The organism is Methylobrevis albus, assembly GCF_015904235.1.
GTDB lineage: Bacteria > Pseudomonadota > Alphaproteobacteria > Rhizobiales > Pleomorphomonadaceae > Methylobrevis_A > Methylobrevis_A albus.
The window spans coordinates 442,787-467,827 of the sequence record NZ_JADZLT010000056.1 but is presented as its reverse complement, the minus strand read 5'-3'; the positions used below and the strand labels follow the sequence as shown (position 1 = coordinate 467,827).

At 64.5% G+C, this 25,041-nt stretch carries 16 protein-coding genes and 1 pseudogene; 13 read left to right on the top strand and 4 right to left on the bottom strand.

Features of this window, described 5'->3' with window-relative positions; genetic code table 11:
- Window positions 1-282: 282 nt before the first annotated feature.
- The 11 genes and pseudogenes from I5731_RS19475 to I5731_RS19425 form a co-directional block, all read left to right on the top strand.
- Window positions 283-3,527 (top strand): annotated as a pseudogene (locus I5731_RS19475) (error-prone DNA polymerase); the annotation flags it as partial.
- A gap of 57 nt (window positions 3,528-3,584) precedes the next feature.
- A complete protein-coding gene (locus I5731_RS19470; RefSeq protein WP_197313127.1) occupies window positions 3,585-4,319 on the top strand; it encodes an SOS response-associated peptidase in 735 nt (244 codons plus the stop codon).
- A gap of 239 nt (window positions 4,320-4,558) precedes the next feature.
- Window positions 4,559-6,061 carry a DNA phosphorothioation system sulfurtransferase DndC gene (gene dndC / locus I5731_RS19465; RefSeq protein WP_235981908.1) on the top strand — a complete coding sequence of 501 codons (1,503 nt, stop codon included), beginning with the start codon at window positions 4,559-4,561 and terminating at the stop codon, window positions 6,059-6,061.
- Complete coding sequence (gene dndD / locus I5731_RS19460; RefSeq protein WP_197313073.1) at window positions 6,058-8,064, top strand: DNA sulfur modification protein DndD; 2,007 nt, start codon at window positions 6,058-6,060, stop codon at window positions 8,062-8,064. The genes dndC and dndD overlap by 4 nt, the downstream gene beginning before the upstream one ends.
- Entirely contained in the window at window positions 8,045-8,416 is a 372-nt protein-coding gene (gene dndE, locus I5731_RS19455; protein ID WP_197313072.1) for a DNA sulfur modification protein DndE, read from the top strand. The genes dndD and dndE overlap by 20 nt, the downstream gene beginning before the upstream one ends.
- Window positions 8,413-9,582, top strand: coding sequence for a cysteine desulfurase family protein (locus tag I5731_RS19450; RefSeq protein ID WP_197313071.1), 1,170 nt, complete (start codon window positions 8,413-8,415; stop codon window positions 9,580-9,582). Before dndE ends, I5731_RS19450 begins: the two co-directional genes overlap by 4 nt.
- 97 nt (window positions 9,583-9,679) lie before the next feature.
- Window positions 9,680-11,602 (top strand): DEAD/DEAH box helicase family protein, encoded by a 1,923-nt coding sequence (locus tag I5731_RS19445; RefSeq protein ID WP_235981907.1) that lies wholly within the window; start codon window positions 9,680-9,682, stop codon window positions 11,600-11,602.
- 2 nt (window positions 11,603-11,604) lie between these two features.
- Window positions 11,605-11,787, top strand: a complete 183-nt coding sequence (locus tag I5731_RS19440; protein ID WP_197313070.1) for a bromodomain-containing protein — start codon at window positions 11,605-11,607, stop codon at window positions 11,785-11,787.
- Window positions 11,788-13,719, top strand: a complete 1,932-nt coding sequence (locus I5731_RS19435; protein WP_197313069.1) for a coiled-coil domain-containing protein — start codon at window positions 11,788-11,790, stop codon at window positions 13,717-13,719.
- Entirely contained in the window at window positions 13,719-14,210 is a 492-nt protein-coding gene (locus I5731_RS19430) for a hypothetical protein (protein WP_197313068.1), read from the top strand. The genes I5731_RS19435 and I5731_RS19430 overlap by 1 nt, the downstream gene beginning before the upstream one ends.
- Window positions 14,203-16,035 (top strand): DUF262 domain-containing protein, encoded by a 1,833-nt coding sequence (locus I5731_RS19425; RefSeq protein WP_197313067.1) that lies wholly within the window; start codon window positions 14,203-14,205, stop codon window positions 16,033-16,035. The genes I5731_RS19430 and I5731_RS19425 overlap by 8 nt, the downstream gene beginning before the upstream one ends.
- 756 nt (window positions 16,036-16,791) lie before the next feature.
- Here I5731_RS19425 and I5731_RS20100 read toward each other — a convergent pair.
- From I5731_RS20100 to I5731_RS19410, 3 genes are all read right to left on the bottom strand, one after another.
- Window positions 16,792-17,160 carry a metallophosphoesterase gene (locus I5731_RS20100; RefSeq protein WP_197313066.1) on the bottom strand — a complete coding sequence of 123 codons (369 nt, stop codon included), beginning with the start codon at window positions 17,158-17,160 and terminating at the stop codon, window positions 16,792-16,794.
- 66 nt (window positions 17,161-17,226) lie between these two features.
- Entirely contained in the window at window positions 17,227-18,771 is a 1,545-nt protein-coding gene (locus tag I5731_RS19415; protein WP_197313065.1) for an AAA family ATPase, read from the bottom strand.
- 9 nt (window positions 18,772-18,780) lie between these two features.
- Window positions 18,781-19,125 (bottom strand): DUF6634 family protein, encoded by a 345-nt coding sequence (locus I5731_RS19410; protein WP_197313064.1) that lies wholly within the window; start codon window positions 19,123-19,125, stop codon window positions 18,781-18,783.
- A 158-nt stretch (window positions 19,126-19,283) separates the two neighbouring features.
- Between I5731_RS19410 and I5731_RS19405 the strand changes: the two genes are divergently transcribed.
- Window positions 19,284-19,550, top strand: coding sequence for a helix-turn-helix domain-containing protein (locus I5731_RS19405; RefSeq protein WP_268926591.1), 267 nt, complete (start codon window positions 19,284-19,286; stop codon window positions 19,548-19,550).
- 301 nt (window positions 19,551-19,851) lie between these two features.
- Here I5731_RS19405 and I5731_RS19400 read toward each other — a convergent pair whose 3' ends face one another.
- Window positions 19,852-23,598 carry a vitamin B12-dependent ribonucleotide reductase gene (locus I5731_RS19400; RefSeq protein ID WP_197313062.1) on the bottom strand — a complete coding sequence of 1,249 codons (3,747 nt, stop codon included), beginning with the start codon at window positions 23,596-23,598 and terminating at the stop codon, window positions 19,852-19,854.
- 535 nt (window positions 23,599-24,133) lie between these two features.
- On the opposite strand from I5731_RS19400, the gene I5731_RS19395 reads away from it, so the two are divergent.
- Complete coding sequence (locus I5731_RS19395) at window positions 24,134-25,000, top strand: response regulator (protein ID WP_197313061.1); 867 nt, start codon at window positions 24,134-24,136, stop codon at window positions 24,998-25,000.
- Window positions 25,001-25,041: the final 41 nt, after the last annotated feature.

The window sequence follows — 25,041 nt, the reverse complement described above, 5'->3', positions numbered from 1 at the left end:
GCTTCGAATCGCCTCAGTAGAGCTGATCGATTCTTGAGTGTTTTCGGCGAAGGTGTCGAGCTATTGCGGGCCGGAATCTCGCATTGGCACTTGGGACATAGCCCGGCCGTTCTGCTCACTAAATCAGGGTCCGCTTTATGAACGCCAAGCTGAGGCCGCTTGCTCGCTACCGGAAGAGCTGTTTTCCAGGCCAAAGCCGCCGACCAGCCGAAGGGTTAGGCGTCGACAGCGCAATTAGAACATAATAGGAACATCCTTCGCAAAATCCGAAGGTGTTTCGCTTTGCCCTATGCCGAGCTTCAGGTCACCTCGCACTTCAGCTTCCTTCGCGGAGCCTCGTCGGCCGAGGAGCTGTTCGCCCAGGCGCATGCCTGCGGGATCGAAGCACTGGGTGTCGTCGACCGCAATTCCCTGGCGGGGATCGTCCGCGCGCATGAGGCGGCGAAGACGACAGGGATTCGACTTGTCATCGGATGCCGGCTCGATCTCGGCGATGGCATGTTGATCCTGGTCTACCCGACAGACCGCTGCGCCTATTCCCGACTGTGTCGGCTGCTGCGGTCGGCAAGAAGCGCGGCGGCAAAGCGAAGTGCGTCCTCTACTGGGACGATGTCTCGGCCTACGCGGATGGACTCGTCGCCGTGCTTGTGCCGGACGAGGCGGATGATCTGACAGCGCTGCACCTTCGCCGCCTGCGCGACGTCTTCGCGGGAAGCGCCTACCTCGCGCTGACCCTGCGCCGCCGGCCTAACGATCAGCTCCGGCTCCACGAGCTTTCGCAGATGGCGCAGGCGAACGGCGTGCCGACGGTGGTGACGAACGACGTGCTGTTCCACGAGCCCGGGCGGCGCATGCTGCAGGATGTGGTGACTTGCATCCGCTACAACGTCACCATCGACCAGCTTGGCCACAGGCGCGAGCGGCACGCCGATCGCTACCTCAAGCAGGCTGAGGAGATGCAGCGTCTCTTCTCCCGCTACCCCGAGGCCTCGCCCGCACGATCGAGATCGCCAACCGCTGCCGCTTCTCGCTCGACGAGTTGAAATACCAGTATCCGGAGGAGCGCGACGACCCGACGATCTCCCCGCAGGAGATGCTGGCGCGGCTGACCTGGGAGGGCACCGAGCTGCGCTACCCTGAAGGAGTTCCGGACAGCGTGCGCGCGACGCTGGAGCATGAGCTGCGCCTGATCGCGAAGCTGGAGTATGCGCCGTACTTCCTCACCGTGAACTCGATCGTCCGCTTCGCGCGCTCGCAGGACATCCTCTGCCAGGGCCGCGGATCGGCGGCGAACTCCGCTGTATGCTACGTGCTCGGCATCACCTCCATCGATCCCGGCCGCAACGACCTCCTCTTCGAGCGCTTCGTTTCCGAAGAGCGGCGCGAGCCGCCCGACATCGACGTCGACTTCGAGCGCGAGCGGCGCGAGCTCGTCATGCAGTGGATCTTCGAGACCTACGGTCGTAGCCACGCGGCGCTCTGCTCGACCGTCATCCGCTATCGCACCAAGGGCGCGCTGCGCGACGTCGGCAAGGCGCTCGGGCTGACCGAGGACCTGATCAAGGCGCTGTCCTCGCAGGTCTGGGGCTGGTCGGAGGAAGGTGCCACCAACGAGCAGGTCAAGGACATGAACCTCAACCTCGGCGACCGCAGGCTGCGGCTCGCGGCTCGACCTTGCTCGCCAGCTGATGGGCGCCCCGCGCCACCTCTCGCAACACCCCGGAGGATTCGTGCTGACGCACGACCGCCTCGACGATCTCGTGCCGATCGAGCCAGCCGCCATGGCCGACCGCCAGGTCATCGAGTGGGACAAGGACGACATCGACGCGCTGAAGTTCATGAAGGTCGACGTGCTCGCGCTCGGCATGCTGACCTGCATGAAAAAGGGGCTCGACCTGCTCGCCGAGCATAAGGGCATCACCTACGACCTGGCCTCGATCCCGGCCGAGGATCCCCGCACCTACGCGATGATCCGAAAGGCCGACACGCTCGGCACCTTTCAGATCGAGAGCCGGGCGCAGATGTCGATGCTGCCCCGGCTGAAGCCGCGGACCTACTTCGACCTCGTCGTACAGGTGGCGATCGTCCGTCCCGGGCCGATCCAGGGCGACATGGTCCATCCCTACCTCCGCCGCCGCGAAGGCAAGGAACCAGTCGTCTATCCCAAGCCGGAACTTGAGAAGGTGCTGGGCAAGACGCCCGGCGTGCCGCTGTTCCAGGAACAGGCGATGCGCGTCGCCATCGAATGCGCGGGCTTCACGCCTGGCGAAGCCGACATGCTGCGCAAGTCCATGGCGACCTTCAAGTTTACCGGCGGGGTCAGCCGGTTCAAGGACAAGCTGATCGAGGGCATGGTCGAGCGTGGCTACGAACGGGACTTCGCCGAGAAGACCTTTTCGCAGCTGGAAGGATTCGGCAGCTACGGCTTTCCGGAGAGCCATGCGGCTTCCTTCGCGCTGATCGCCTATGCGTCGGCATGGCTCAAGTGCTGGCATCCCGACGTTTTCTGCGCGGCACTGCTCAGCTCGCAGCCCATGGGCTTCTACGCCCCGGCCCAGATCGTCCGCGACGCCATCGACCACGGCGTCGAAGTGCGTCCGGAGTGCGTGAACGCCTCCCGCTGGGACTGCACCCTCGAGGAGACGGACGACGGATGCTTCGCCGTCCGGCTCGGCATGCGCATGGTCAGAGGACTCGCCAACGGCCATGCCGCTCGCATCGCTGCCGTTCGAGGCGAGGAATCCTTCGCCTCGATCGACCACATGTGGCGCCGTGCTGGAGTCCCGTCTCACGTCCTGGAGCAGCTCGCGGAGGCGGACGCCTTCCGTCCTTCGCTCGGGATGTCACGGCGCGAGGCGCTCTGGGCGATCAAGGGCTTGCGGGACGAGCCCCTGCCGCTCTTCGCCGCCGCGTCCACGCGCGAGCACTCAACAGTGTCGGAGCAGGTGGAGCCTGCCATCGCGCTCCGCCGGATGACCGAGGGCAGCGAGGTCGTCTCCGACTACGACCAGACTGGGCTGTCGCTGCGCCAGCATCCCGTATCCTTCCTCAGGGCCGATCTGGCGCAGCGCCGTATCGTGAACTGCCTGGAGGCAATGCGTGCGCGGGACGGCCGCTGGCTGGAGGCAGCAGGACTCGTCCTCGTCCGGCAGCGGCCGGGCAGCGCCAAAGGCGTGATGTTCATCACCATCGAGGACGAGAGCGGGATCGCGAACCTAGTGGTCTGGCCAAAGATGTTCGAGAAGTTCCGCCGAGTGGTGCTGGGCTCCACGATGTTCGCAGTTCGCGGACGCATCCAGCGCGAGGGTGACGTCGTCCACCTCGTTGCACACCACCTGACGGACATGTCCGAGGCGCTGGCCGGGATCGGAAGGCGCGACGCGCCGTTTCCCCTCCCGCACGGCCGCGGCGATGAGTTTCATCACGGGAGCCCCACACCGGATGCCCGCGGCGCTGCCAGGCCGAGGGACATCTACATTCCCGACCTGCACATCGATCGCCTGCGGTTTCAGGCGAAGAACTTCCGCAAGACCGGTGGCGGCGCCCGCTTGCCAACGCCGGATGCGGGGCTAGTCTCGCGGACCATGTGCAACCTCTATAACATCTCGACGAACCAGGAGACGCTTCGCGCTCTGGTCAGTTCCTTCGACGACCTACTCGGAAACCTGGAGCCGTCGATCGACGTGTGGCCCGACCGCACCGCGCCGATCATCCGCAACGGGCTGTCCGGAAGGCGCGAGGCCGTCCGGACGCGATGGGGCCTGCCGTCGTCCTCCTTCGCGCTGATGCAGGCGACGCAGAAGCGTGCGGACAAGTTGAAGGCAAAAGGCACGCCCTTCGACTTCAAGGAACTCCTGCGCATGGAGCCGGACAAAGGCACCACGAATGTCCGCAACACGTCCTTGCGCCACTGGGCGCGGTGGCTTGGCGTCGAGCACCGATGCGTCGTTCCCGTCACCTCCTTCGCCGAGCCCGACCCGGCCAGCAAGGTCGACAATGGTCTCAAGCCGAACGCATGGTTCGCACTGGACGCTACCCGCCCGCTGATGTTCTTCGCCGGGCTTTGGGTGCCCGGCTGGGAGAGCGTACGCAAGGTGAAGGATGGCCTGACGAAGAACGACCTCTTCGCCTTCCTGACGACGGAGCCGAACGACGTCGTCGGCGCAGTACATAGCAAAGCCATGCCCGTGCTGCTCACGACGCCCGGTGAGGTCGAGCGCTGGCTGACCGCGCCGTGGGATGACGCGAAGGCTCTGCAGCGGCCGCTGCCGGATGGAGTTCTTGAGATCGTGCCGCGGCCGGCGTCTCCGGAGGCATAGAAACCAGGCGTCCGCGTTGGCTGATGCAACGCCCACCGTCCCGGGACCGTCTTCTGACCGCCAGATTTTTGGCTACCCTCCCGAAGCCGACTGAAGTTGCGCGCTGGCCAATAGTAGAATCAACCGCTCGCGCGCCAGGGTCGCACTCACGTCCGAACTGATTTTTGCGATCCAGTCCACTGGAAGTCGCTGACGTCAGCAAGCAGATGAGATAGGGATGCGGATCGAGGTGGATGCGAATGAAAAATATCGAGTCGGGCGACCAGGCGGCGCGGTTGAAGCGCCTGTATGGCGACGTGCGGGACATTTATCTGAGCGATGCGCGGCCTTGGGTCGTGGGCTATTCGGGCGGCAAGGATTCGACGACCGCGTTACAGATCATCTGGACAGCGATCAGCGCGCTGCCACCCGAGAAGCGCACAAAGACCATCTTCGTCATTAGCTCGGATACACTGGTGGAGACGCCGGTGGTTTCTAACTACATCGACGTGTCGCTGAAACGGATCGCGGAGGCGGCGGTCGAACAGTCAATGCCGGTGATCACCCGCAAGGTGGTGCCTGATGTCGACAGGAGTTTCTGGGTCAATCTGATCGGCCGTGGCTATCCGGCCCCCTCCCGGCGTTTCCGTTGGTGTACCGAGCGGCTCAAGATCGAGCCGGCCAACGACTTTATCCGGAGCCGCGTCGCCGAGTTTGGCGAAATTATAATGGTGCTCGGAGTCCGCCGTCAGGAATCAGCCACGCGGGCGCAGGTGATGTCGCTTCACCGCATCGAGGGCTCCCGCCTATTGAAGCACTCTTCGCTGCTCAACGCCTACGTCTATGCGCCGATTGCTGAGTTTTCGACCGACGAGGTGTGGTCCTACCTGCTCCAGAACGCGTCGCCTTGGGGCAATGACAATCGCGACCTGGTTGCTATGTACCGCAACGCTGCGTCGGGTGAGTGTCCGCTGGTGGTCGACACCTCGACGCCATCGTGCGGCAACTCGCGCTTCGGCTGCTGGGTTTGCACGGTTGTTGAGCGGGACAAAGCCATGGAGGCAATGATCGACTCGGGCGAGGAATGGCTCACCCCCCTGCTCGAATTTCGGGACAAGCTCTCCGAAACTCAAGATCCCAAGCGCAAGCTTGAGTTTCGTGAATTCCGCCGCCGCGCTGGCGGCGTCACCTTCATTAAGGGTACCGACCGGGTTATGCCGGGGCCGTATACGATGGATTTTCGGCGCAAGTTGCTGCGGGAGCTACTCGAGACCCAGAGGCAGGTAGCGCGAGAGGCCCCGGCTGGCGAAGCACCGATCCTCATACACGAGGCCGAACTGCAGGAGATCCGCCGCTTATGGCGCACCGAACGCGGTGACTGGGAGGATTCCGTTCCTCGCATTGTACGTGAGACGCTGGGCCGCGATCCGGATTTCAAAGAGCCCGACTGGATCAACGAAGACGCCGTCGCGTTCACCGCGGAGGACGGCGAACTGCTGGAGATGATCTGTTCGGATAATGACGTTCCGCCGGAACTGGTCATGCGGCTCCTCGACATCGAGCGGGCCTCACATGGCCTCAAGCGGCGGCATGCCGTCCACACACGGATCGAAGAAGCATTCAAGCTTGAATGGCGCGACTATGAGACCGTGGTTGCCGAACGCAGGAACGCGCTCGGTGTCGCCTGGAATGGGTTGGCTCGTGAGGCGGAGGTCGACGAAGAGCTTGAACTGCCCTTCGACGGCGAGGAACTGGCGCGATGATCCTGCGCACTATCGAGATTGAAAATTTCGGGCTCTATTCCGGGCGACAGGTGCTCGATCTGGTACCAAGGCGCGGTTCTGGCCGCGAAACGCCTGTGGTGCTGTTCGGCGGGCGCAACGGTTCTGGCAAGACTACCCTGCTAGAGGCGGTTCGTCTGGCGCTCTATGGTCGGCTGGCGCTCGGTCACCGCATTGGACAGAGCGAGTATGAGGCATATATTCGTTCGCGCCTCCACGTCGGCCCGGGGGGGCGGGTCGCCGGTGCCGCCTCGGTCGGGCTGGAGTTCGACTATGCCGAAGCCGGCCGCACCCACCGCTATCGGGTAATTCGTCGATGGGCCGCCAAGGGCACGCGCGCCCCCGAAACAATCGTGCTGGAGAAGGACGGCAAGCCCGTCGATTCGGTTCCCCGAGAAGAGTGGCACCATTTCCTGCAGGAACTGATCCCACCGGGCGTCTCGCAGCTATTCTTCTTCGATGGCGAGAAGATTGCCGACATCGCCCGTGACGATATCGATGACGGTTTGGCCGACGCGGTGCGCGGCCTGCTTGGCATCGAGCTGGTCGGACGGCTGCGAACCGACCTCGGCCTCTTCATAGCGCGGCGCGCCGAAGGCGAGGCTACGAAATCGGCGGTGCGTCTTCAGGGCCTCGTCGATGAGGAGCGCGCACTCGATGCACGAATAGCCGCGCTCCAGGAAGTGATCGCCGAGCTTAATTCGCGCCGTGCCGGTCAGGCCCGGGCCGCCGACACCGCGCGCCGTCGGTTCGCGTCCGAGGGCGGGAACGCCGCAAACCAGCGCGCGACGCTCGAGGCTACCCGCGACGAGACCAAGAGCCAATTCGCCAGACGGGAAGCCGAACTGCGGGATCTGGCGGGCGGGCTTCTACCCTTTGCCATGGCCCCTCGCGTCGCTGCAAGGCTGACCAAGGTGCTGACCCAGACTAGTGGAGGCGGCGGCGCCGAGGCCGCTGCACTTCGTGAGCGCCTCCTCGCTTGGCGCGCGACCGGGTACCCCGCGCGCTCAGCGGCCTGGAAAGACAATCACTGGCGCGATCTTGAAACTTTCCTTGCCGCCGACTCGCTCGCGCCAGCGAATCGCGAAACGGAGTTGCTCGCAGACATCGAGGCACGCGAACGCGCGAATCTGCTGCACCAGCTTCGTGAGGCCCGAGAGACCACGGTCGCCAAAGCGGCCCTGATCGCATCGGAGCTCGATCGGCTCAACGCCCGCCTAAAGGACGCCGAGGCCAATCTCGTGCGAGCGTCCGGCGAGGGAAGCGGCGTCGTTCTCGACGAGCTGCTCGTCGCCGAGAAGCAGGTCGTCGCGATCGAGGCCGAGATTGCCGCGCGTTCGGAGGAGCTCAAGGCACTACGGTTCCGCCGGGCCACCCTCATGCGCGAGCGGGAGAAGCTGCTCCAGGCGCAAGCCGAAGCCGAAGCCTCGCACGACCGCGCCGCGCTCGCCGGTCGGATCAGCAAAGCGCTCCAGCAGTATGAAGAGCGCCTGCTCGCTGCGAAGCTCGCCCGGCTGCGTTCCGAGTTCGTGAATCGCTTCAACTACTTGGCGCGCAAGGAAGGCTTCGTCGCCGATGTCCGCATCGATCCGGCGACCTTCGTGACCACGTTGATCGACCGCGATGGCAACGAGATCGCCAAGTCGACGCTTTCTGCGGGCGAGAAGCAGATTTATGCGATCGCGATGCTGTGGGCGCTCGCTCGTACCAGCGGACGCGCGCTCCCCATGATTATCGACACACCGCTCGCGCGGCTCGATTCCGAACATCGGGCGGCGCTGGTCCAGCGCTATTTCCCCGAAGCGAGCCATCAGGTCATCGTGCTGTCCACTGATACCGAGGTCGATCGAGCGCTGCTCCGCAAACTGATGCCCGCGGTCAGTCACACGTATCTCCTCGACTACGACTCAGAACAACGTTCGACATTGGCGCGCGCCGGCTACTTCTATGATGAGGAGGTCGCTGATGCGGTTCACCAAGCTTAAGATCTCCGCCGATGCCGAAAGCCGGCTGCGCTCCCTTCGCCAGCGGACAGGGCTCACCCCGAACCTGCTCTGCCGGATGGCGATGATGCTGTCGCTGGAGGAGGGATCGGTTGGACCTGCGCCGGTGACAGACGAGGGCGGAAGCGAATTCAACGCCTACACGCTGATGGGCGACCACAATGGGCTGATCACCGCGATGCTCCGGATGGTCGAGGAAGAGGCGGACGGCCGCGCGCTTGCCAACGATGAGCTCGTCGCACGGCTTCGCGCCCATATTCACCGCGGCGTCGCTACCTTGTCTGTGCGAGCGAAGGCGCCCGCCGACATCGCCAGGCTGGCGGCAGCCGCGTGAACGACGCTCTCGCCGATCCGCTCTATCTCGATCACAACGCGACCACGCCGGTCGATCGTCGCGTGCTTGATGCTATGTTGCCCTACTTCACGCAAATCTATGGCAACGCATCGAGCGTCGAGCATGTCCACGGCAATCGGGCTCAAGCAGCGGTCACGAAAGCCCGCGCGCAGGTAGCTACGCATCTTGGCGCCCGCGAGAACGAGATCATCTTTACCGGGAGCTGTACTGAGGCAAGCAATATCGCCATTCTGGGCGCGGCCCGGGCGCGACCCGGCAAGGGTCATCTTGTCACCAGCGCCGTCGAGCACCCGGCCGTAATGGAGCCAATGCGGCAACTGGAGCGCGAAGGTTTCGAGCTGACAGTTATTGCCGTCGACGAAGATGGACGCGTCGACGTCGGCGAGGTTGAGCGGGCGCTGCGCGACGACACCGCGCTTGTGTCAATCATGGCCGCCAACAACGAGGTCGGTACTATGCAGCCGATCGGTGCGATCGGTGCGGTTTGCGAGGCGCGCGGCGTGATCTTTCATAGCGACCTCGCGCAATTGCTTCCGCATCGCGCGCTCGATGTTCAGGCGGAGCATATCCACCTCGCCAGTATATCCGGGCACAAGGCCTATGGGCCCAAAGGCGTGGGGGCGCTCTACGTCCGCTCCCGCTCCCCCCGCGTGAAGCTCGAACAGACGGTATGGGGCGGCGGTCAGGAACGGGGTCTTCGTTCGGGGACGCTCGCGGTGCCGTTGATTGTCGGACTCGGCGCGGCGCTCGAGATTGTCGGGCGAGAGGGCCGCAGCGAGAGCGCACGGCTCACTGCTCTGTGCGCCGACTTCGTGGCGCACGTTTCCTCCTCACTGGCGGGGGTCTCCTACAATGGTCATCCCCTCCAGCGCATCCCCGGCAACGTCTCGCTGTCGATTGCCGACGTCGAGCCGCTCGCGCTGATGCACCGGTTGAACGCGGTGGCGAGCTTCTCCGCTTCAAGCGCGTGCGCGACCGACAAGGTCAAGACAAGCGACGTGCTCATCGCGATGTTCGGCGACACACCGCGTGCACGGCAGGCTTTCCGTGTGTCACCCGGCCGGGGCACGTCAGCTGATGACCTTGCCACGTTTGCCGCCCAGCTCATCTCCGCGGCGCAGGAATTGCGACGCTTCGCAGCGTAAGCCGTTGCCGGCGAACATCCTCGCCTTCCAACTGACTTGCAGGTTCGTTCGCGCTACTGTTGGTGGCGACCACTAGGGAGGGGAGTCGAATACCGGCATGTCACTGCGCGACCTTCCAATCAAGCCAAGCTTCAACACATCGACGGACCAGATCCTCGAAAGCTTTATCATTCCCGCGCTCGGCCGGGCGGTCCAATATGATCGCGGCGTTGGTTTCTTTACGTCGGAGTGGGTGCGTCTCGCGGCGACGGGGCTGGCGGCCTTAGCATCGGCTGGCGGCAAGGCCAGGATCGTTGCCAGTCCGAAGCTCGATCAAGACGACTGGAACGCGCTCGTCCAAGGTTATGACGCACGTGCAGATACGCAGCTCGCGGCGGCGATGCGGGCAGTGCTCCACGAACTCGAAGCCGGGTCGCGGACCCAGACGCTCGCGACGCTGGCGTGGATGGTCGCCGATGGCCTTCTCGATCTCAAAATAGCCATCCCCGCCGCCGAACTCGATGGCGATTTCCACGACAAGTTCGGGATTTTCATCGACAGTGGGAGCGACATGGTCGCGTTTCGCGGGTCACCGAACGACAGCGAACGCGCGTTCCGCAACTATGAATCGATTAGCGTTTATTATTCGTGGGTCGACGAGCGCGAGGCCGCCCGCGCGCTTGAAGAGAAAGAGCGGTTCGTTCGCATTTGGGAAAACCGCGACCCCAACTTACGCGTCCACACAATTCCCGACGCCATCCGTCGTGATCTCGTACAACTCACCACCCGTTTGGAGCGTCCCTACCGTCTCCCCCGCGACGGGCGTAGCTACCGCTGGCGTCATCAGGGCGAAGCGATCACCGCGTTCCTCCAGGCGCAGCGCGGCGTCTTGGAGATGGCGACCGGGACGGGCAAGACGCGCACTGCGCTCAGCATCGTCGAGGAACTAAGGCGCCGCGACGCGATCACGGGCGCGATCGTCTGCGCCTATGGCACCGACCTGCTCGATCAATGGTATCGCGAGCTACTGACCCGCACTGACCTGCCGATCTATCGGGAGTATGCCGAGCACCGCGAAGGCCTCGGCTATTTGAATGGCGACGATGCGTCTGTGCTCCTGATCTCGCGGCAGAACCTCGTCAATGTACTGTCCAAGCTACCAGCGCAGCGTCAGCAAAAGAGCTTGCTCATCTGCGATGAGGTACACGGCATGGGCTCGTCCGCCATAGTCGAGGCGCTCACCGCGCGGCTCGATGGCTTCGTCTACCGCCTTGGCCTCAGTGCCACGCCCGAGCGTGCGTATGATGCCGCTGGCAATGATTTCGTCGAAGCCAACATTGGCCCTGTGATCTATCGTTTCACCCTGGAGCAGGCGATCTTGCGCGGGATCTTGTGCGAGTTCGACTATGTCGATCTCGAGTATGAATTCTCCGAAGACGATAAAGCGGCCGTCCGGCAGGCGATCCGGAAACACTTCGCCCGCGCCAACGGACCGGACCCGCAGCCACAGGAACAGCTATTCCAGGAGCTCGCCCGTATTCGCAAGCTTTCGCAGCAGAAGCTAGCACCCTTTCGAGCCTATGCCGCTGACCATGTCGACATCCTTCGGCGGTCGCTGATCTTTGTGGAAACCGCGGAATACGGATTTCTCGTCCAGCAGATTCTGATGGACATGGGGTTGGACTTCCACACCTACTATGGAGACGATGATAGGGCCAATCTGCGTCGGTTCGCGGATGGCGAACTGGAGTGCTTGGTGACCTGTAAGCGGATCTCGGAAGGTATCGACATCAGTTCGGTCGGCGCGATCGTGTTGTTCGCCTCGGCACGCTCGCGGCTCGAGACCGTCCAGCGACTGGGGCGATGCCTTCGCATCGACCCTGCAGACCCCGAGAAGCGGGCGGCGGTCGTCGACTTTATCCGTACCGACGATCTCGAGGAGTCCGAGATCAATCCGGAAACGACCGCCGACGAGGACCGCCGGGCTTGGTTTCAGACTCTCGCGCAAGTCCGCCGCGCGGAAGAGGACTTGGAAATATGAGCATGGACCCCGACATCGAGACTGCTTTGACCGTGGCACTCGACAGCATGTCGCCTGAACCGTCCGAGGAGTTTCGCCGGCGTTTTCGGAAACTTTGCGAGAATGCGCTGATCTCCAACCATGCCGAGAGCGAGGTCCGGCGGGTGCTCGAACTCGTCACGATCGACACGGAAGGAGAGTCCTAGGTGCAGGTTCTCATCCGTGGCTGGAGCGCACGCAACCTGCGGGGGGGGCTGCGTCACCTCGACATAGACCTTGGCGAGCAGCCGAATCGCTGGACGCTGATCCAGATGGCCAATGGAATGGGCAAGACAACGACCATGACGCTGTTGCGCTACGCGTTCACGGACGAGGAAATCCCGCCCTCGGTGGTGCAGTCCTTTCGCGGCGGTGATGAGGCCACCGGATCGTTCGAACTCCGTTTGCTGATCGATAACCGCCCTTACCGGCTCGGGTTCGAGTTCAATTTCCGCGATGGCAGCGCGACGCGCTACACCGTGCGCGCCGATACGCGCGACGGTGGTCATGTCGCGGGGCGCGTGCTCCCGACAGAATTGTCAGACCTGCTAACGCCGCAGATGGCGAGGCTCTTCGTCTTCGATGGTGAGTTGGCAAGGGCAATCCGCGACCTGCGGCAGCGAGCCGCCGACGAAGCGATACGGTCACTTTACCGGCTGAGCCAGATTTCAGGACTTAAGTCATCCGTTGACAAGCTGGTCGATCTTGAGCAGCGGCGGGCTGCGGCGATGACCTCGGCCAGCGAGGAGCGCGGCCTGACACGACTGCGCAATGCCCGCAATGAAGCGTCCGCGGTCAAGCGCCGCCTGGAGAATGAAGCCGCATCGACATCGACATCGCTCGAAATCCGCCGCGCCGAGGCAGCCCGGCTCAAGGCGGCGATTGAGGAGCATATCAGCGAGGACGAGGGCTTACGCGAGCGCCTCCGCGCGCTCGATGATCGCGAGCGCGAGCTCAGGACTGATGTGAACGAGCTGAACGTCGAAGTGCTTACCGCGCTGCGTCGCCCGCCCTGCGTGCATCCCCGCTTACTTGAGCGCCTGCAATCGCTCGGCGGCCGGCTGTTCGAACTGAAGTTGCCGGAAACTATGTCCGCTGAATTCTTCCGAGATCTCGCAACTCGCGACACCTGCATCTGCGGGCGGGAGCTCGGCCACGACGAACGCGAGCATATTATTGAGGGCGCACACCGCTACCTAGCTCAAGACCAGATTTCAATCATCAACCAGATGAAGCTAGCACTGCGCTCGACCGAAGGGGACGCGCAGGCGTTTTCGGAGAGCATCACCCGCCTGTCTGGCAAGCTCTCCGATAGGCAGCGCCTCAGAACCGAGCGTGAACGCCTCGAGATCGAGCGCGTCGACCAGGGCGACGACGAGCTCGAACTCCTCCAACAGGAGCTCGCCACGGCGCGCTCGGACATCGACCGGCTTGAAGCTCAATTGGAGCGGCTCACCACCCGGGACAGCCACCGTCAGCGCGCGCTGCGGCTGACCTGGGAGTCAAATCTTCCGCAATGCGAAACCGAACTCGGCGAACGGGAAGATCGTCTGTCTATCGCGACGAACACCCGCACATTCAAGCTCAAGGCCGAAGCGTTCAAATCGCTCATCGACGATGTCGATCGGTTATCGCTGGACCGGTTGCGCGAGCGCGTCCGGTTGCGCACCAACGAGAAGCTGGTCCGGATCGCCCGGACCGAGCGGCTGGAGGTCTCGCGGATCGCAGGATTTCTCGAGATTGCAACGCCTGGTTTTGGCACGAAACCCGAGATCAGCGAGGGGCAAAGCCTGTCGGTCGCCTATGCCTTCCTCACCTCGCTCCTGTCGGATGCACCATATCGGCTCCCTTTCGTGGTCGACAGCCCGGCGGTTTCGCTTGATGCAGTGAACAGACGCGAAGTCGGCGAACTCATTCCCGGTTTCTTCGATCAGATGATTATGTTCGTTATCTCGACCGAGCGGGAAGGTTTCGCGGAGGCTTTCTACGAGAAAGGCGACGACGTCCGTTTTCTGACAATCTCGCGGGAAGACGGAGAAACCTCGGTCGTTCCCGGACTTCCTTTCTTCCGAACGTTCCAGGACCGGGACGCCGCGTGATGGCCTTCAAACTCCACAGCCGGGCACGGACTTGGTTCGACGTCGTTGATGCACGCGCCTTCGCTCGCAGTCTCACTCCCGCCCAACGTGAGGCGGCCCCGCGCTTCCTCATGTTTGACGCCTTCTATTGCTGCCTGCTGGTCGGACTGGACGGAGGACGTCAGGGACGGGCGGCCGATCTTGAACCGACCGACTTCTTCCGTGGGTATCCCGAGAGCTATCGCGGTCAGGCCGAGCTGATCGCCGGCCTCCTCGTCGACGCGGAGCTGCGGCGTCAGGACATTCTACCGGACGACAAGGAGAGTATCGAGGCGGAGATGGTCCGGCTCCTCGACCTAAAGTCGCAGACGCGCCTCAGTCAGGAGGGCGACGAGTTGCTCAACCTCTATGCCGCGGCTGGTTTCCAGCGAATGGACGATCGCATGCCCGCACCTCACACGCTTGAGGATTTCCTCGTCGGCTATCATCGGCTCTGGTCGGCAAATGCCTGACGAGAAAGCAAAGCGCCTGATCGCCCCCCGCCACCAGTCGGTGGCGCGGCTGCTCGGCGCTCAGCAAACCTTCCAGGCACCGCGTTACCAGCGCAACTACGCTTGGGGGAACCACGAGATTTCCACGTTCCTGCGGGACATGGCAAACTGTCTGCAAAGCCGCCTTGCCGGCGGCGAAGGCAAGCATCATTTCTTCGGTGGCCTCGTCACCGTCGACGCGCCAATTCCCGCCTCTTCACGCTCCAATCTCGAGGTCGTTGACGGCCAGCAGCGGTTGGCTACCTTCGCCATGCTGATCAGCCAGATACGGCACGCGCTCGTCGCGGTCGCCTCCGCCTTGGAGACTGGCGACAAGTTGAAACCGGTCCTCGAACAGCGCGCCGCAATGATCGCGACCAGCTACGAGGTACTGCAGGACGAGATTCAGCTCGAGAATATAGAGGTCGCCCGCGTCCAGCTCTCCGCGCCCGATCAACCCTTTTTCGCCGCCCTGCTCGCTGGCGGCACCCCCGCGCAGGAGCGCAAGTCGCATCGTCTCTTGGCCGACGCCTATAAGCAGATCGGCGAGTATGTTCGTGAGCTGATCGATTCCGTCGCCGACGCGCCCGCTAAGGCCGAGCGGCTTCATTACCTCCACGAGGTTCTCAAAACCGACTGGACCATCATCCATATGGCGGCGACCGACAAGGACGACGCCTACATGCTTTTTCAGGTCCTCAATGACCGCGGCGTGAGCCTCACCGAGGGCGAATTGTTGCGATCGGCAACCCTCGAGGCGATGGAAAAAGCTGCAGGCCTCGGTCAGATCAGCGAGGTCGAGGAACTCTGGGACGAAGTGTTGGCCGAAGAGCCACACATCGTTCGCAACGCGATTGGCTGGCTATACGCGTCTCAGATCGGCCAGTGGCCAAGCCGGGGAACTTCGCTGGACGATTATATGCTCGCCTTCTTTCCGGCCGTCTCGCGCGATACGCGGCTCGACACCCGCGGCGTAGGCGAGCTTGTCGAGCAGATGCGAAGGCTCGCTACCGAGTTTCGCGGCATTAAGTCGCTCACCGCCGGAGACTGGCCGATTTCGGCAGCCGGGAGCAATTCTTGGCAACGAAATCGGCTGCGGCTGCTCACCTTTCATCTTCGCTACACCGACTGCATCTCGCTGCTAATCGCCGCAACCAACTTGCCATGCGCCGTCTTTACCCGCCTGGTAGTTCTGCTCGAGCGGTTCGCCTTCCGCTACCATGTGATCGGGGAGGGGCCCCGCGACCGCGCGCAGGCCGTTCTCAACCGCTTCGCTGTCGATATCCGGCGCAACGCCGAAGCATTTGAAATGGCGGCGTTACGCGGTGAGTTGCATGTTTTGGTCGAACGCTTTGTTCCGGACGCGACCTTCATGGCAGCTGTCGAGCAACTGCGCTACACGCGTGGCCAGTTCGGCAACAAGCCGCTGAAGTATCTGCTTATGACGCTGGAGGATTTTCATCGCTGGTTTGACGACAACCCACAGGGCGACCCTGTCTGCCGCGACGAGACACGCATTCTCGATTTCGAGAGCGGTACGATCGAGCATGTCTACGCCCAGCATGCTGATGACCAAGATCCGGCGCTCGACGCGATGGTCGACACGCTCGGCAACCTTACTTTCCTGAGCGGGCCCGAAAACGACCGGCTCGGCTCGCGCGCCTTCGCCCATAAGCGCCCGCTTTTCCAGGAAAGCGGCCTGACAATGAACCGGCGGATCGGTCAGCGCGAAGCTTGGACGGTGCAGGCCATTGAGGAACGCGCGGCCCAGCTCGTGGCCATGGCCATGCGCATCTTTCAGATTTGAAGGTGCCTTTTCGTCAACAGCGAGCTTCTCACCTCGGAACTTGCCGTGGGCTAATCAGGCTTCAAGCAAGGGGTGCCGCGGTCTGCAAATTGGATGTGTCCGTGCCTCTGCGAGGGGGCGAGACCCCACATTAGCATGTCGTGCTGTATGTGCTGGCGAAGCGGCATACGAACACGACGTCATCTCGGGAGGCGAGCGAAGCGGATTCGCGATTGAGGGCTCGTTACTGCCCTTCGAGTTCACCAAGGATTGGGCTCGAGAGATGTACCGATGCCGAGACCTCGAGCGGAAATCTTCGCGACCTTACCCGCTTCGAACCGTCCGTTCTCGTCACTATATCCCCGCGGATTGCAGACTATTCGGGTCATCTCGACAAGATGCTCGCAGCTGTCATGGGTGTGCCAGTGTACCCAGACGGCCGGACCGGATGATCTTCGTGAATTCGGACGAGTCGGGCGTTGAGCAGGTCCCCTGAAGCGCTCGGGCAATGACGCCGCGTGCGGCAGATGGTGCGTGACAACCACCGTGGGAATGCGTGCGGCCCCCAAGGCGTCTTCGATGAACCGTCGCGAATCCTGGTGCATCCGCGCCGCGGCTTCCGGCACGAGAAGCGCTGCCATGGTTTCCGCTGGAGCACGATCTGGCGGTAGTCGTTCATGCGCCCACGGGCGTGCCGCATGGCGAGAAGCTGATGGCCCTCGATGCGGTAGTCGGTCCAGAGCGTGGCGCCGATGAACGCGACGCCGTTGATCGTGACTATGTCGCTCTCCAGGAAATGCACGACAGGGATTCCTGCGCAGCTCTTCGGCCTTCCTCCAGTCCCTCGCGGATCGAGCCTTTGTAGAACTCGTGGTTCCCGGCGACGAACACGCACGGCATCGACGGCGCGATGTGCTCGGCAAGCCAGCGCACGCTGTTGGCGGGGCCGCGGCAAAGGTCTCCGGCGACGACGCAGACGTCGGCATCGGGGATTGCGAGCAGTTCACGCAGCGGCGCGTATTCGAGGTGCAGGTCCGAGAAGATCCAGAGCTTAATGTCATCTCCAAGGGAGCGTCGGCGATGTCCACGGCACGTCGAATCCCTGCCGCCTACTCGCAGGACGGCGGCGCGAAGGTTTCGAAGCAATCGAATGCCTATACTGGCAGGTCCAGGGGCATCCAATGACGGGGTGCTGAAGGTTTCACGGGCGCGCTAGCAGCGGGTCATGCTCGCCTCCCTCACGTCGATGAGGCGCTCTACGATCCGCTGCAGGGTTCTGATCGAGCCGCCCGGCCATGCGGCCGACAGCGCCTCAAGCTCGACCCCATCGAGCGGAACCGCCCACTTCGGATCGAATCCTTTGTCGCGGTACTTCTCGGCCAAAAGCCGCTGAGCGAGCGCGGACAGGTGCTCGGGCCCGGGTTCGGGAAAGCGGATACAGCGGCAGCGATCGCGCAGCGATCTCGGCACGGGCTCCACGGTGTTGGCCGTCATGATCCAGGAGATGTGCGAGAGGTCGCAGGAAGCGTCGATGTAGGGGTCGTGCCAGCGCGCGGCCGTCTCGCGCTCGAGCAGTCCGTGCAGGACGTCATGAAGGGTTCCATTGTGGCGGCCGGTGCCAGCCTTCTCGATCTCGTCGAGGATGATGACGGGACCGGCGTGGCGGTGCGTGCGGATCACCGACACAGGCAGGCTCGGTTCGCCGGTCGCCCACTTCCGCGTTGCGCCGCCATGCATGCCGTCCGACAGGCCGCCGCAAGGAATCATCTCCCACGGGGTCTTCAGTTCCTCGGCGAGCCGCCGCGCGAAGTGGCTCTTGCCCGACCCGGGCGGGCCGATCAGGAGCGTCGGCCCGACGTGGACACCGTCTCGGCCGTCGAGATCACGCAGGACGGTTTCGATCACCGACGCCGCGTAGGGAAACTCTTCGAGCAGGACTCCTCGAACCAGGTGGATGTCCGGGACAGGCGACAGCGGCAACGCGTTGCCGACGAGGCGCCCATAGTCCTTGCCGACCTCTGCGCCTCCCTTGGTCGTCACCTTGCCGATCGTCTTGAAGACCACAATACCTTCTTCGCCGGAACCAGACCGGGACCCGTACGTCGTCTCGTCGAACGTCGCTGCCGCCCTACCGCTCGGCGTCGATCTTCCCTGCACCTCCGAGGTCGGGTCGAATGCCTTGCTGAACTCCTTCGCATAGGCGCCGACGCCCTCCCGGTAGTGCTTTCCGGCGAAGCTGACGCGCGCGCCGGTTCCGTGCCAGTCCTCCATGCGGCGCGAATGCACGGCCCAGCCAAGCGAGCGCCATACGAGGTCTCGACCGTGCCCCTGGCGGATGTCCTCGAGACCGAGCGCGGCGATCTCCGCCGCGACGAGCGCCGACGCATCGGCATCGCCACACGCCGCTCGGTAGATGCGGCAGCGCATTCGCCGTGCGTCGGTGGGAAGGTCTGCGACACCGGAGTAATCCCTGAACTCGGCTTCCAACAGCGCGAGTGCCTCGGCGCCGGGAGCCAACGCGAGGCTGTCTAGGATACTGAGCAAGGAATCGAGCCCCGCCATTTCGCTGCCGCGGATATGCTCGGCGGCACGCTCTGTGAACTCCCGGATGTCCTCGCTTACGTCGTCACGATAGAAGGGCATGCCCCGCAACAGGTCGGCTTCGCTCGGAAGACGAGTCCCGGCAATCACCTGCTTGCTGCGGCGCTCGAAGTGAAGCTGCTGAAGGTCGGCTGAGGGGCGGGAGGCGCGGGCCACGAAGCGTCCTCATTCGTCCAGTTCGGTGCGGCTCACCTCGCGGCCGAGGCGATACCAGCGCAACAGAGTCCGCGCCCATGCCCGGTCTTCTGAGACGAGCATGAGTTCGGATGTGCTGATCAGCTTGTTCTCGCCGATCAGCCTCGGGTGGCCGGTCGATAGACCGACGAGATAGACATTGTTCCCGAACGCCGGTGCCCAGCGATCCAGGATGGGAGGCTCGACGCCTGCCAGCGCTTCCGGCAGGCTTCCATCCCGGAGCGCCTTCATGTCGGCAACCAGACAGTCCAGCTTCCGAAGGAGCCTTTCGAAGCCCGGGCTGTTCCCGCCGCCACGCTTCAACTGCACGACCATGCCGCTGGCCCTTTCTGCCGACCAAGGGTTCGGCGACTCAGTGCGACTCGCCGGAGGGGTTCTGCATACGGCGTCGCGCAGGGTGGCGTCGAGGCGCCACGGGTGGCGCCACTGGAACTCAGCTGGAAGAACGGCGCCACACCGAGTAGAGGTCGCGTATGCAAGCCTCCTATGACCTCCTCCGTGCGGCGCGAGTTCTTCTGGACATGAGCGCGGTCGACCTCGCCAGGAAAGCCGGCGTCAGCAAACGTTCCCTAGTGCGGATCGAGGCATGCAAGCCGGTCGAGCTTGAGACCTCCATGCGCGTGCAGAAGGCGTTGGAGCAGGAAGGCATCGAGTTCGTGCCGGAGACGGAGACGAAAGGCCCAGGCGTATTCGTGCGAAAGGGCCAAGTCCGAAAGGTGGGCTTCCAGATCGGCGATTGAGAGCCGAACAGCGGCTGCTTGAGTGTCATTGCAACGCGTCGGTCGTGCATTCCGACGGCGCGGAAGGCAGCGCGACGCAGGAGCGCCGGCTCACCCTTCCGAATTGGATTGTCCAGTGCGGGCTTTGCCTCGATGTCTAACCTGGGCCGCCCAACGCCCACGACCTACGGTCGGGTGGTCCGGGCGCTTACTGGAGACGCTGTCGGGGTCAGCTACAGCGCCGATTGGTAGCGCGCCGCCCCCGATAGCTCTCATTTGCCCGTGCAAACCCACATCCTATGCGGTGCGAGTAGGTTTAGTATCAGGAACAACCACTAGTACTTCCACACGTGTCGCACTTCAGACACGTGCCATTCCGCACCATCGTGAAGTTTCCGCACTCGTTGCAGCTCTCGCCCACATACCCCTGAGCCCGGGCCTTCGCGACCTTCACCGCGAGTTCCGACTGCGCCTTGGCGGCGGGGGTCGCCTCCGCGTGGCCGACGGTGGCCTCGCGGGCGGGGTCGGTGTCGAGGTCGCGCTTCAGGGCGGTGGCGGCGCCGCCGCCGAGGGCGGTGACCGGGGTGGAGGCGCTGGCGCGGGCGAACGCCGAGACGTTGGAGGCGGCGGTGGGGGCGGCGCCGCCGGCCGCGCCCTTGGCCTCGCCGGGCAGCACCTTGAAGCGCTGGGTCTGGCCGCGGACGAGGCCGTGGCTGACGACGCCTTCCGGTCCCTTGCCCTCGTTGACGCCCGAGCCCATCGCCGTGTTGCCGATGTCGTCGGGGTTGACGTGGGCGAGGTCGTGCCGGCCGAGGTAGGAGATCGCGAGCTCGCGGAACACGTAGTCGAGGATCGACGTCGCGTTCTTGATCGCCTCGTTGCCCTGCACCATGCCCGCCGGTTCGAAACGGGTGAAGGTGAAGGCCTCGACGTATTCCTCGAGCGGTACGCCGTACTGCAGGCCGAGCGAGATCGCGATGGCGAAGTTGTTCATCATCGCCCGGAAGGCCGCGCCTTCCTTGTGCATGTCGATGAAGATCTCGCCGAGACGGCCGTCGTCGTATTCGCCGGTGTGGAGATACACCTTGTGGCCGCCGACGATCGCCTTCTGGATGTAGCTCTTGCGCCGGTTCGGCAGCTTCTCGCGCTCGCGCACCCGCTTCTCGATGATGCGCTCGACGATCTTCTCGGCGGCGACGGCGGCGCGGGCGGCGATCGCCTTTTCGGCGATCATCGCGTCGACGGCGTCCTCGGCGTCATCCTCGTCGTCGGCGATCAGCTGGCTGTTCAGCGGCTGGCTGAGCTTGGAGCCGTCGCGGTAGAGGGCGTTCGCCTTCACGCCGAGGCGCCAGGACAGCATGTAGGCGTTCTTGCAGTCCTCGACGGTCGCCTCGTTCGGCATGTTGATCGTCTTCGAGATCGCACCCGAGATGAACGGCTGCGCCGCCGCCATCATGTGGATGTGGCTCTCGACCGAGAGGTAGCGTTTGCCGAGCCGGCCGCAGGGGTTGGCGCAGTCGAACACGGCGTAGTGCTCGACTTTCAGGAACGGCGCGCCCTCGAGCGTCATCGCGCCGCAGATGTGGGTGTTCGCCGCCTCGATCTCGGCCTTCGAGAAGCCGAGGTGGGTGAGCAGGTCGAACGCCGGGTCGTCCAGCTTCTCGGCCGGCACGCCCATCGCCTTCAGCTCGTCGTCGCCCAGCGTCCAGCGGTTGAACACGAACTTGATGTCGAAGGCGGCCTTCAGCGCGCCGCGCACCTTGTCGAGCGCCGCGTCGGAAAAGCCCTTCAGCTTCAGCCGGCCGGGGTTGACCGCCGGGGCCTGCTCCATCGAGCCGTGGCCGACGGCATAGGCCTCGATCTCGGCGATCTGGCTTTCCGGATAGCCGAGCGCCCTGAGCGCCTCGGGCACCGCGCGGTTGATGATCTTGAAGTAGCCGCCGCCGGCGAGCTTCTTGAACTTCACCAGCGCGAAGTCGGGCTCGATGCCGGTGGTGTCGCAGTCCATGACGAGGCCGATGGTGCCGGTCGGGGCGATCACCGAGACCTGGGCATTGCGGAAGCCGTGCGCCTCGCCGAGTTCCAGCGCCTTGTCCCAGGCGGCGGAGGCTGCGGCGACCAGCGCGGTGTCCTTGCAGGAGGCAAGGTCCAGCGGCACCGGCGGCGTCGACAGCGCCTCGTAGCCGCTGCTCTCGCCGCGGGCGGCGCGGCGGTGGTTGCGGATGACGCGCAGCATGTGCTCGGCATTGGCGCCGTAGCCGGGGAAGGGGCCGAGCTCGCCGGCCATCTCCGCGGAGGTGGCGTAGGAGACGCCGGTCATCACCGCGGTGATCGCGCCGCAGATCGCGCGCCCCTCGGCGCTGTCATAGGGAATGCCCGACGACATCAGCAGGCCGCCGATGTTGGCGTAGCCGAGGCCGAGCGTGCGGTACTCGTAGGAGAGCCGCGCGATTTCCTTCGACGGGAACTGCGCCATCAGCACCGAGATCTCGAGCACCATGGTCCAGATGCGAACGCCGTGCTCGAAGGCGGCGACGTCGAACACGCGCTCGGCGCCGTCGGTGCCGGCCGCGCCGCGGAACTGCAGCAGGTTCAGCGAGGCGAGGTTACAGGCCGTGTCGTCGAGGAACATGTACTCCGAGCACGGGTTCGAGGCGCGGATCTCGCCGGACGCCGGGCAGGTGTGCCAGTCGTTGATCGAGGTGTGGAATTGCAGCCCGGGGTCGGCCGAGGCCCAGGCGGCGTTGCCGATCTGCTCCCAGAGGTCCGACGCCTTCAGCGTCTTCATCACCTTGCCGTCCTTGCGGGCGGTCAGCTTCCAGTCGCCGTTGGTTTCAACAGCGCGCAGGAACGCGTCGGTGACGCGCACCGAGTTGTTCGAGTTCTGGCCCGAGACGGTGAGGTAGGCCTCCGAATCCCAGTCGGTGTCGAACACCGGGAAGTCGATCGAGGTGTAGCCCTGGCGGGCGAACTGGATGACGCGGCGGATGTAGTTCTCCGGCACCGCGGCCTTCTTGGCGGCGCGGATCTCGCGCTTCAGCGCCGGGTTCTTCGCCGGGTCGTAGCAGTCGTCACCGGGGCCCTCGCAGTTGACGCAGGCCTTCATGATGGCGCTGAGGTGCTTCGAGCACGCCTTGGAGCCGGCGACGAGAGCGGCGACCTTCTGCTCCTCGCGCACCTTCCAGTTGATGTACTGCTCGATGTCCGGATGGTCGGCGTCGACCACCACCATCTTCGCGGCGCGGCGCGTGGTGCCGCCCGACTTGATGGCGCCGGCGGCGCGGTCGCCGATCTTGAGGAAGCTCATCAGGCCGGACGACCGTCCGCCGCCCGACAGCTTCTCGCCCTCGCCGCGCAGCTTGGAGAAGTTGGAGCCGGTACCCGAGCCGTACTTGAAGAGGCGCGCCTCGCGCACCCAGAGATCCATGATGCCGTTGTCGTTGACGAGGTCGTCCTCGACCGACTGGATGAAGCACGCATGCGGCTGCGGGTGCTCGTAGGCCGAGCTCGAGCGCGTCAGCTCACCGGTGCGATAGTCGACGTAATGGTGGCCCTGGCCGGGGCCGTCGATGCCGTAGGCCCAGTGCAGGCCGGTGTTGAACCACTGCGGCGAGTTCGGCGCGCAGCGCTGGGTGGCGAGCATGAAGCGCAGCTCGTCGTGGAAGGCGTGCGCGTCGGCCTCGCTGTCGAAGTAGCCGCCCTTCCAGCCCCAGTAGGTCCAGGTGCCGGCGAGCCGGTCGAACACCTGGCGCGCGTCGGTCTCGCCGCCGAAGCGCTCGGCCTCGGGCAGGGCGGCCAGCGCCGCGGTGTCGGCCTCGGAACGCCACAGCCACGACGGCACGTCGTTTTCCTCGACGCGCTTCAGCACGCGCGGCACGCCGGCCTTGCGGAAGTACTTCTGGGCGAGAATGTCGCTCGCGACCTGGCTCCAGCTGTCCGGAACCATCAGGTCGGCGGCGCGGAACACGACGGAGCCGTCGGGATTGCGGATCTCGCTGATCGTCGCGCGAAAGGCGAGGTCCGCATAGGCCGACTGGCCGTCCTTCGTAAATCTCCGTTCGACCCGCATCGTCTCAACCCTTCCGGAATATGGACGGCGCCAGATATTGTGTGCGCCGTAAACTGCTGAGCTACATATGGCGGCCAAAGCACCGCCAGCCAATCGGGGGCAGGGCACTCATCAACAGCCGTCGAAGCTTTTCCACGGACGATTGGCTTCGTGTCCGTGATCGACGATTCCCGTTTGACGATGCCGCCCGCCTCAGGCAGCGGCCCGAGGGCCGATTCGTTCGAAGTGCCGGGGAGCCGGCTGCCGACGGGCGCTGTCGCCCGCCGAGACCCCGGTTCGCGGCCACGCCGCATTGCCTCGCTCCGACCCCTGGAAGGCTAGGCGAGTCGCACCTCGAGAGTCAACGCAGACACAATACATTGATGCCAGAAGCACCACTGAATCTACATATGGTGTCTGACGCCCGATCTGCACCGGAGCGATTCTTTAAAATCAGATTAAAGTTTCAGTCGAATCCGCCCTGCCGCGTGAACCGGGCCGCATCGATTTTCGACTAGGCTCAGGCCCAGATCGCCCACAGCAAAGGCGCGCCGGCATGAGTCACCACAGCTGCTACGCGCTGCCGAGCAGTCTCCTCGACATCGTCGTCGTCGACGCGTCAAAACCGATGCAGATGATGATGCGCTCCATGTTGTCGGGGCTCAAGGCGCGTCGCATCCGCTTCTTCGACTTCGCCGAGGACGCGCTGGAGGCGATGCTGATCGAGCCGCCCAATCTCATCATCACCGACTGGAAGCTCGCCGGCATTTCCGGCTACCAGCTGCTGCGCACCATCCGCTTCCGCCACATGGCGCCGCTCTCCTTCGTGCCCGTGCTGTTCGTCTCGTCCGACGCGACGCGGCGGGTGGTCGAGCGGGCGCTGCTCGCCGGGGCGCAGCAGTTCCTGGTGAAGCCGGTGTCGCCGGCGGTGCTGACCGACCGCGTCCACCGGATCCTGCGCGACAGCCGGCAGTACCAGCTCACCGAGAACGGCCACTACGTCATCACCGGCGTCGCCGAAGCGCTCGACGCCCAGCGCGTGCGCGCCGAGACGCTGGAGAACGCCCGCCTCTTCCACGACCGCAGCTTCCGCCGCATCGTCAGCGCGCAGGCGACAGTCGACCGCATCCTGCAGCGACCGCTCCCGGCGACGGGGGACGAGCCCGCACCCGCCACGGCGTCGCCGCCGCCGCACGGCGCTCCGGCCGCATCGCCGCCGGCTGCCGTGGAGGCCGTTTCGGCTGACCGCAAACCGGCGACGAAGAAAGAGACGAAGCCGGCGGCGAAGAAGGAGGCGCAGGGCCAGGCGGCGGGAACCGCCGCGCGGCTGCCCAAGCCGCTGCCGAAGCCCGCGCTCCGGCCGGCCCGCCGCCGCACCCACCGGACCAGCAGCGCCTTCGCCGCCGTGCGCACGGGCTACTGACCCCGCCGCGCCGACTGGACAGCGCGGCGCCGCCTCGCCAT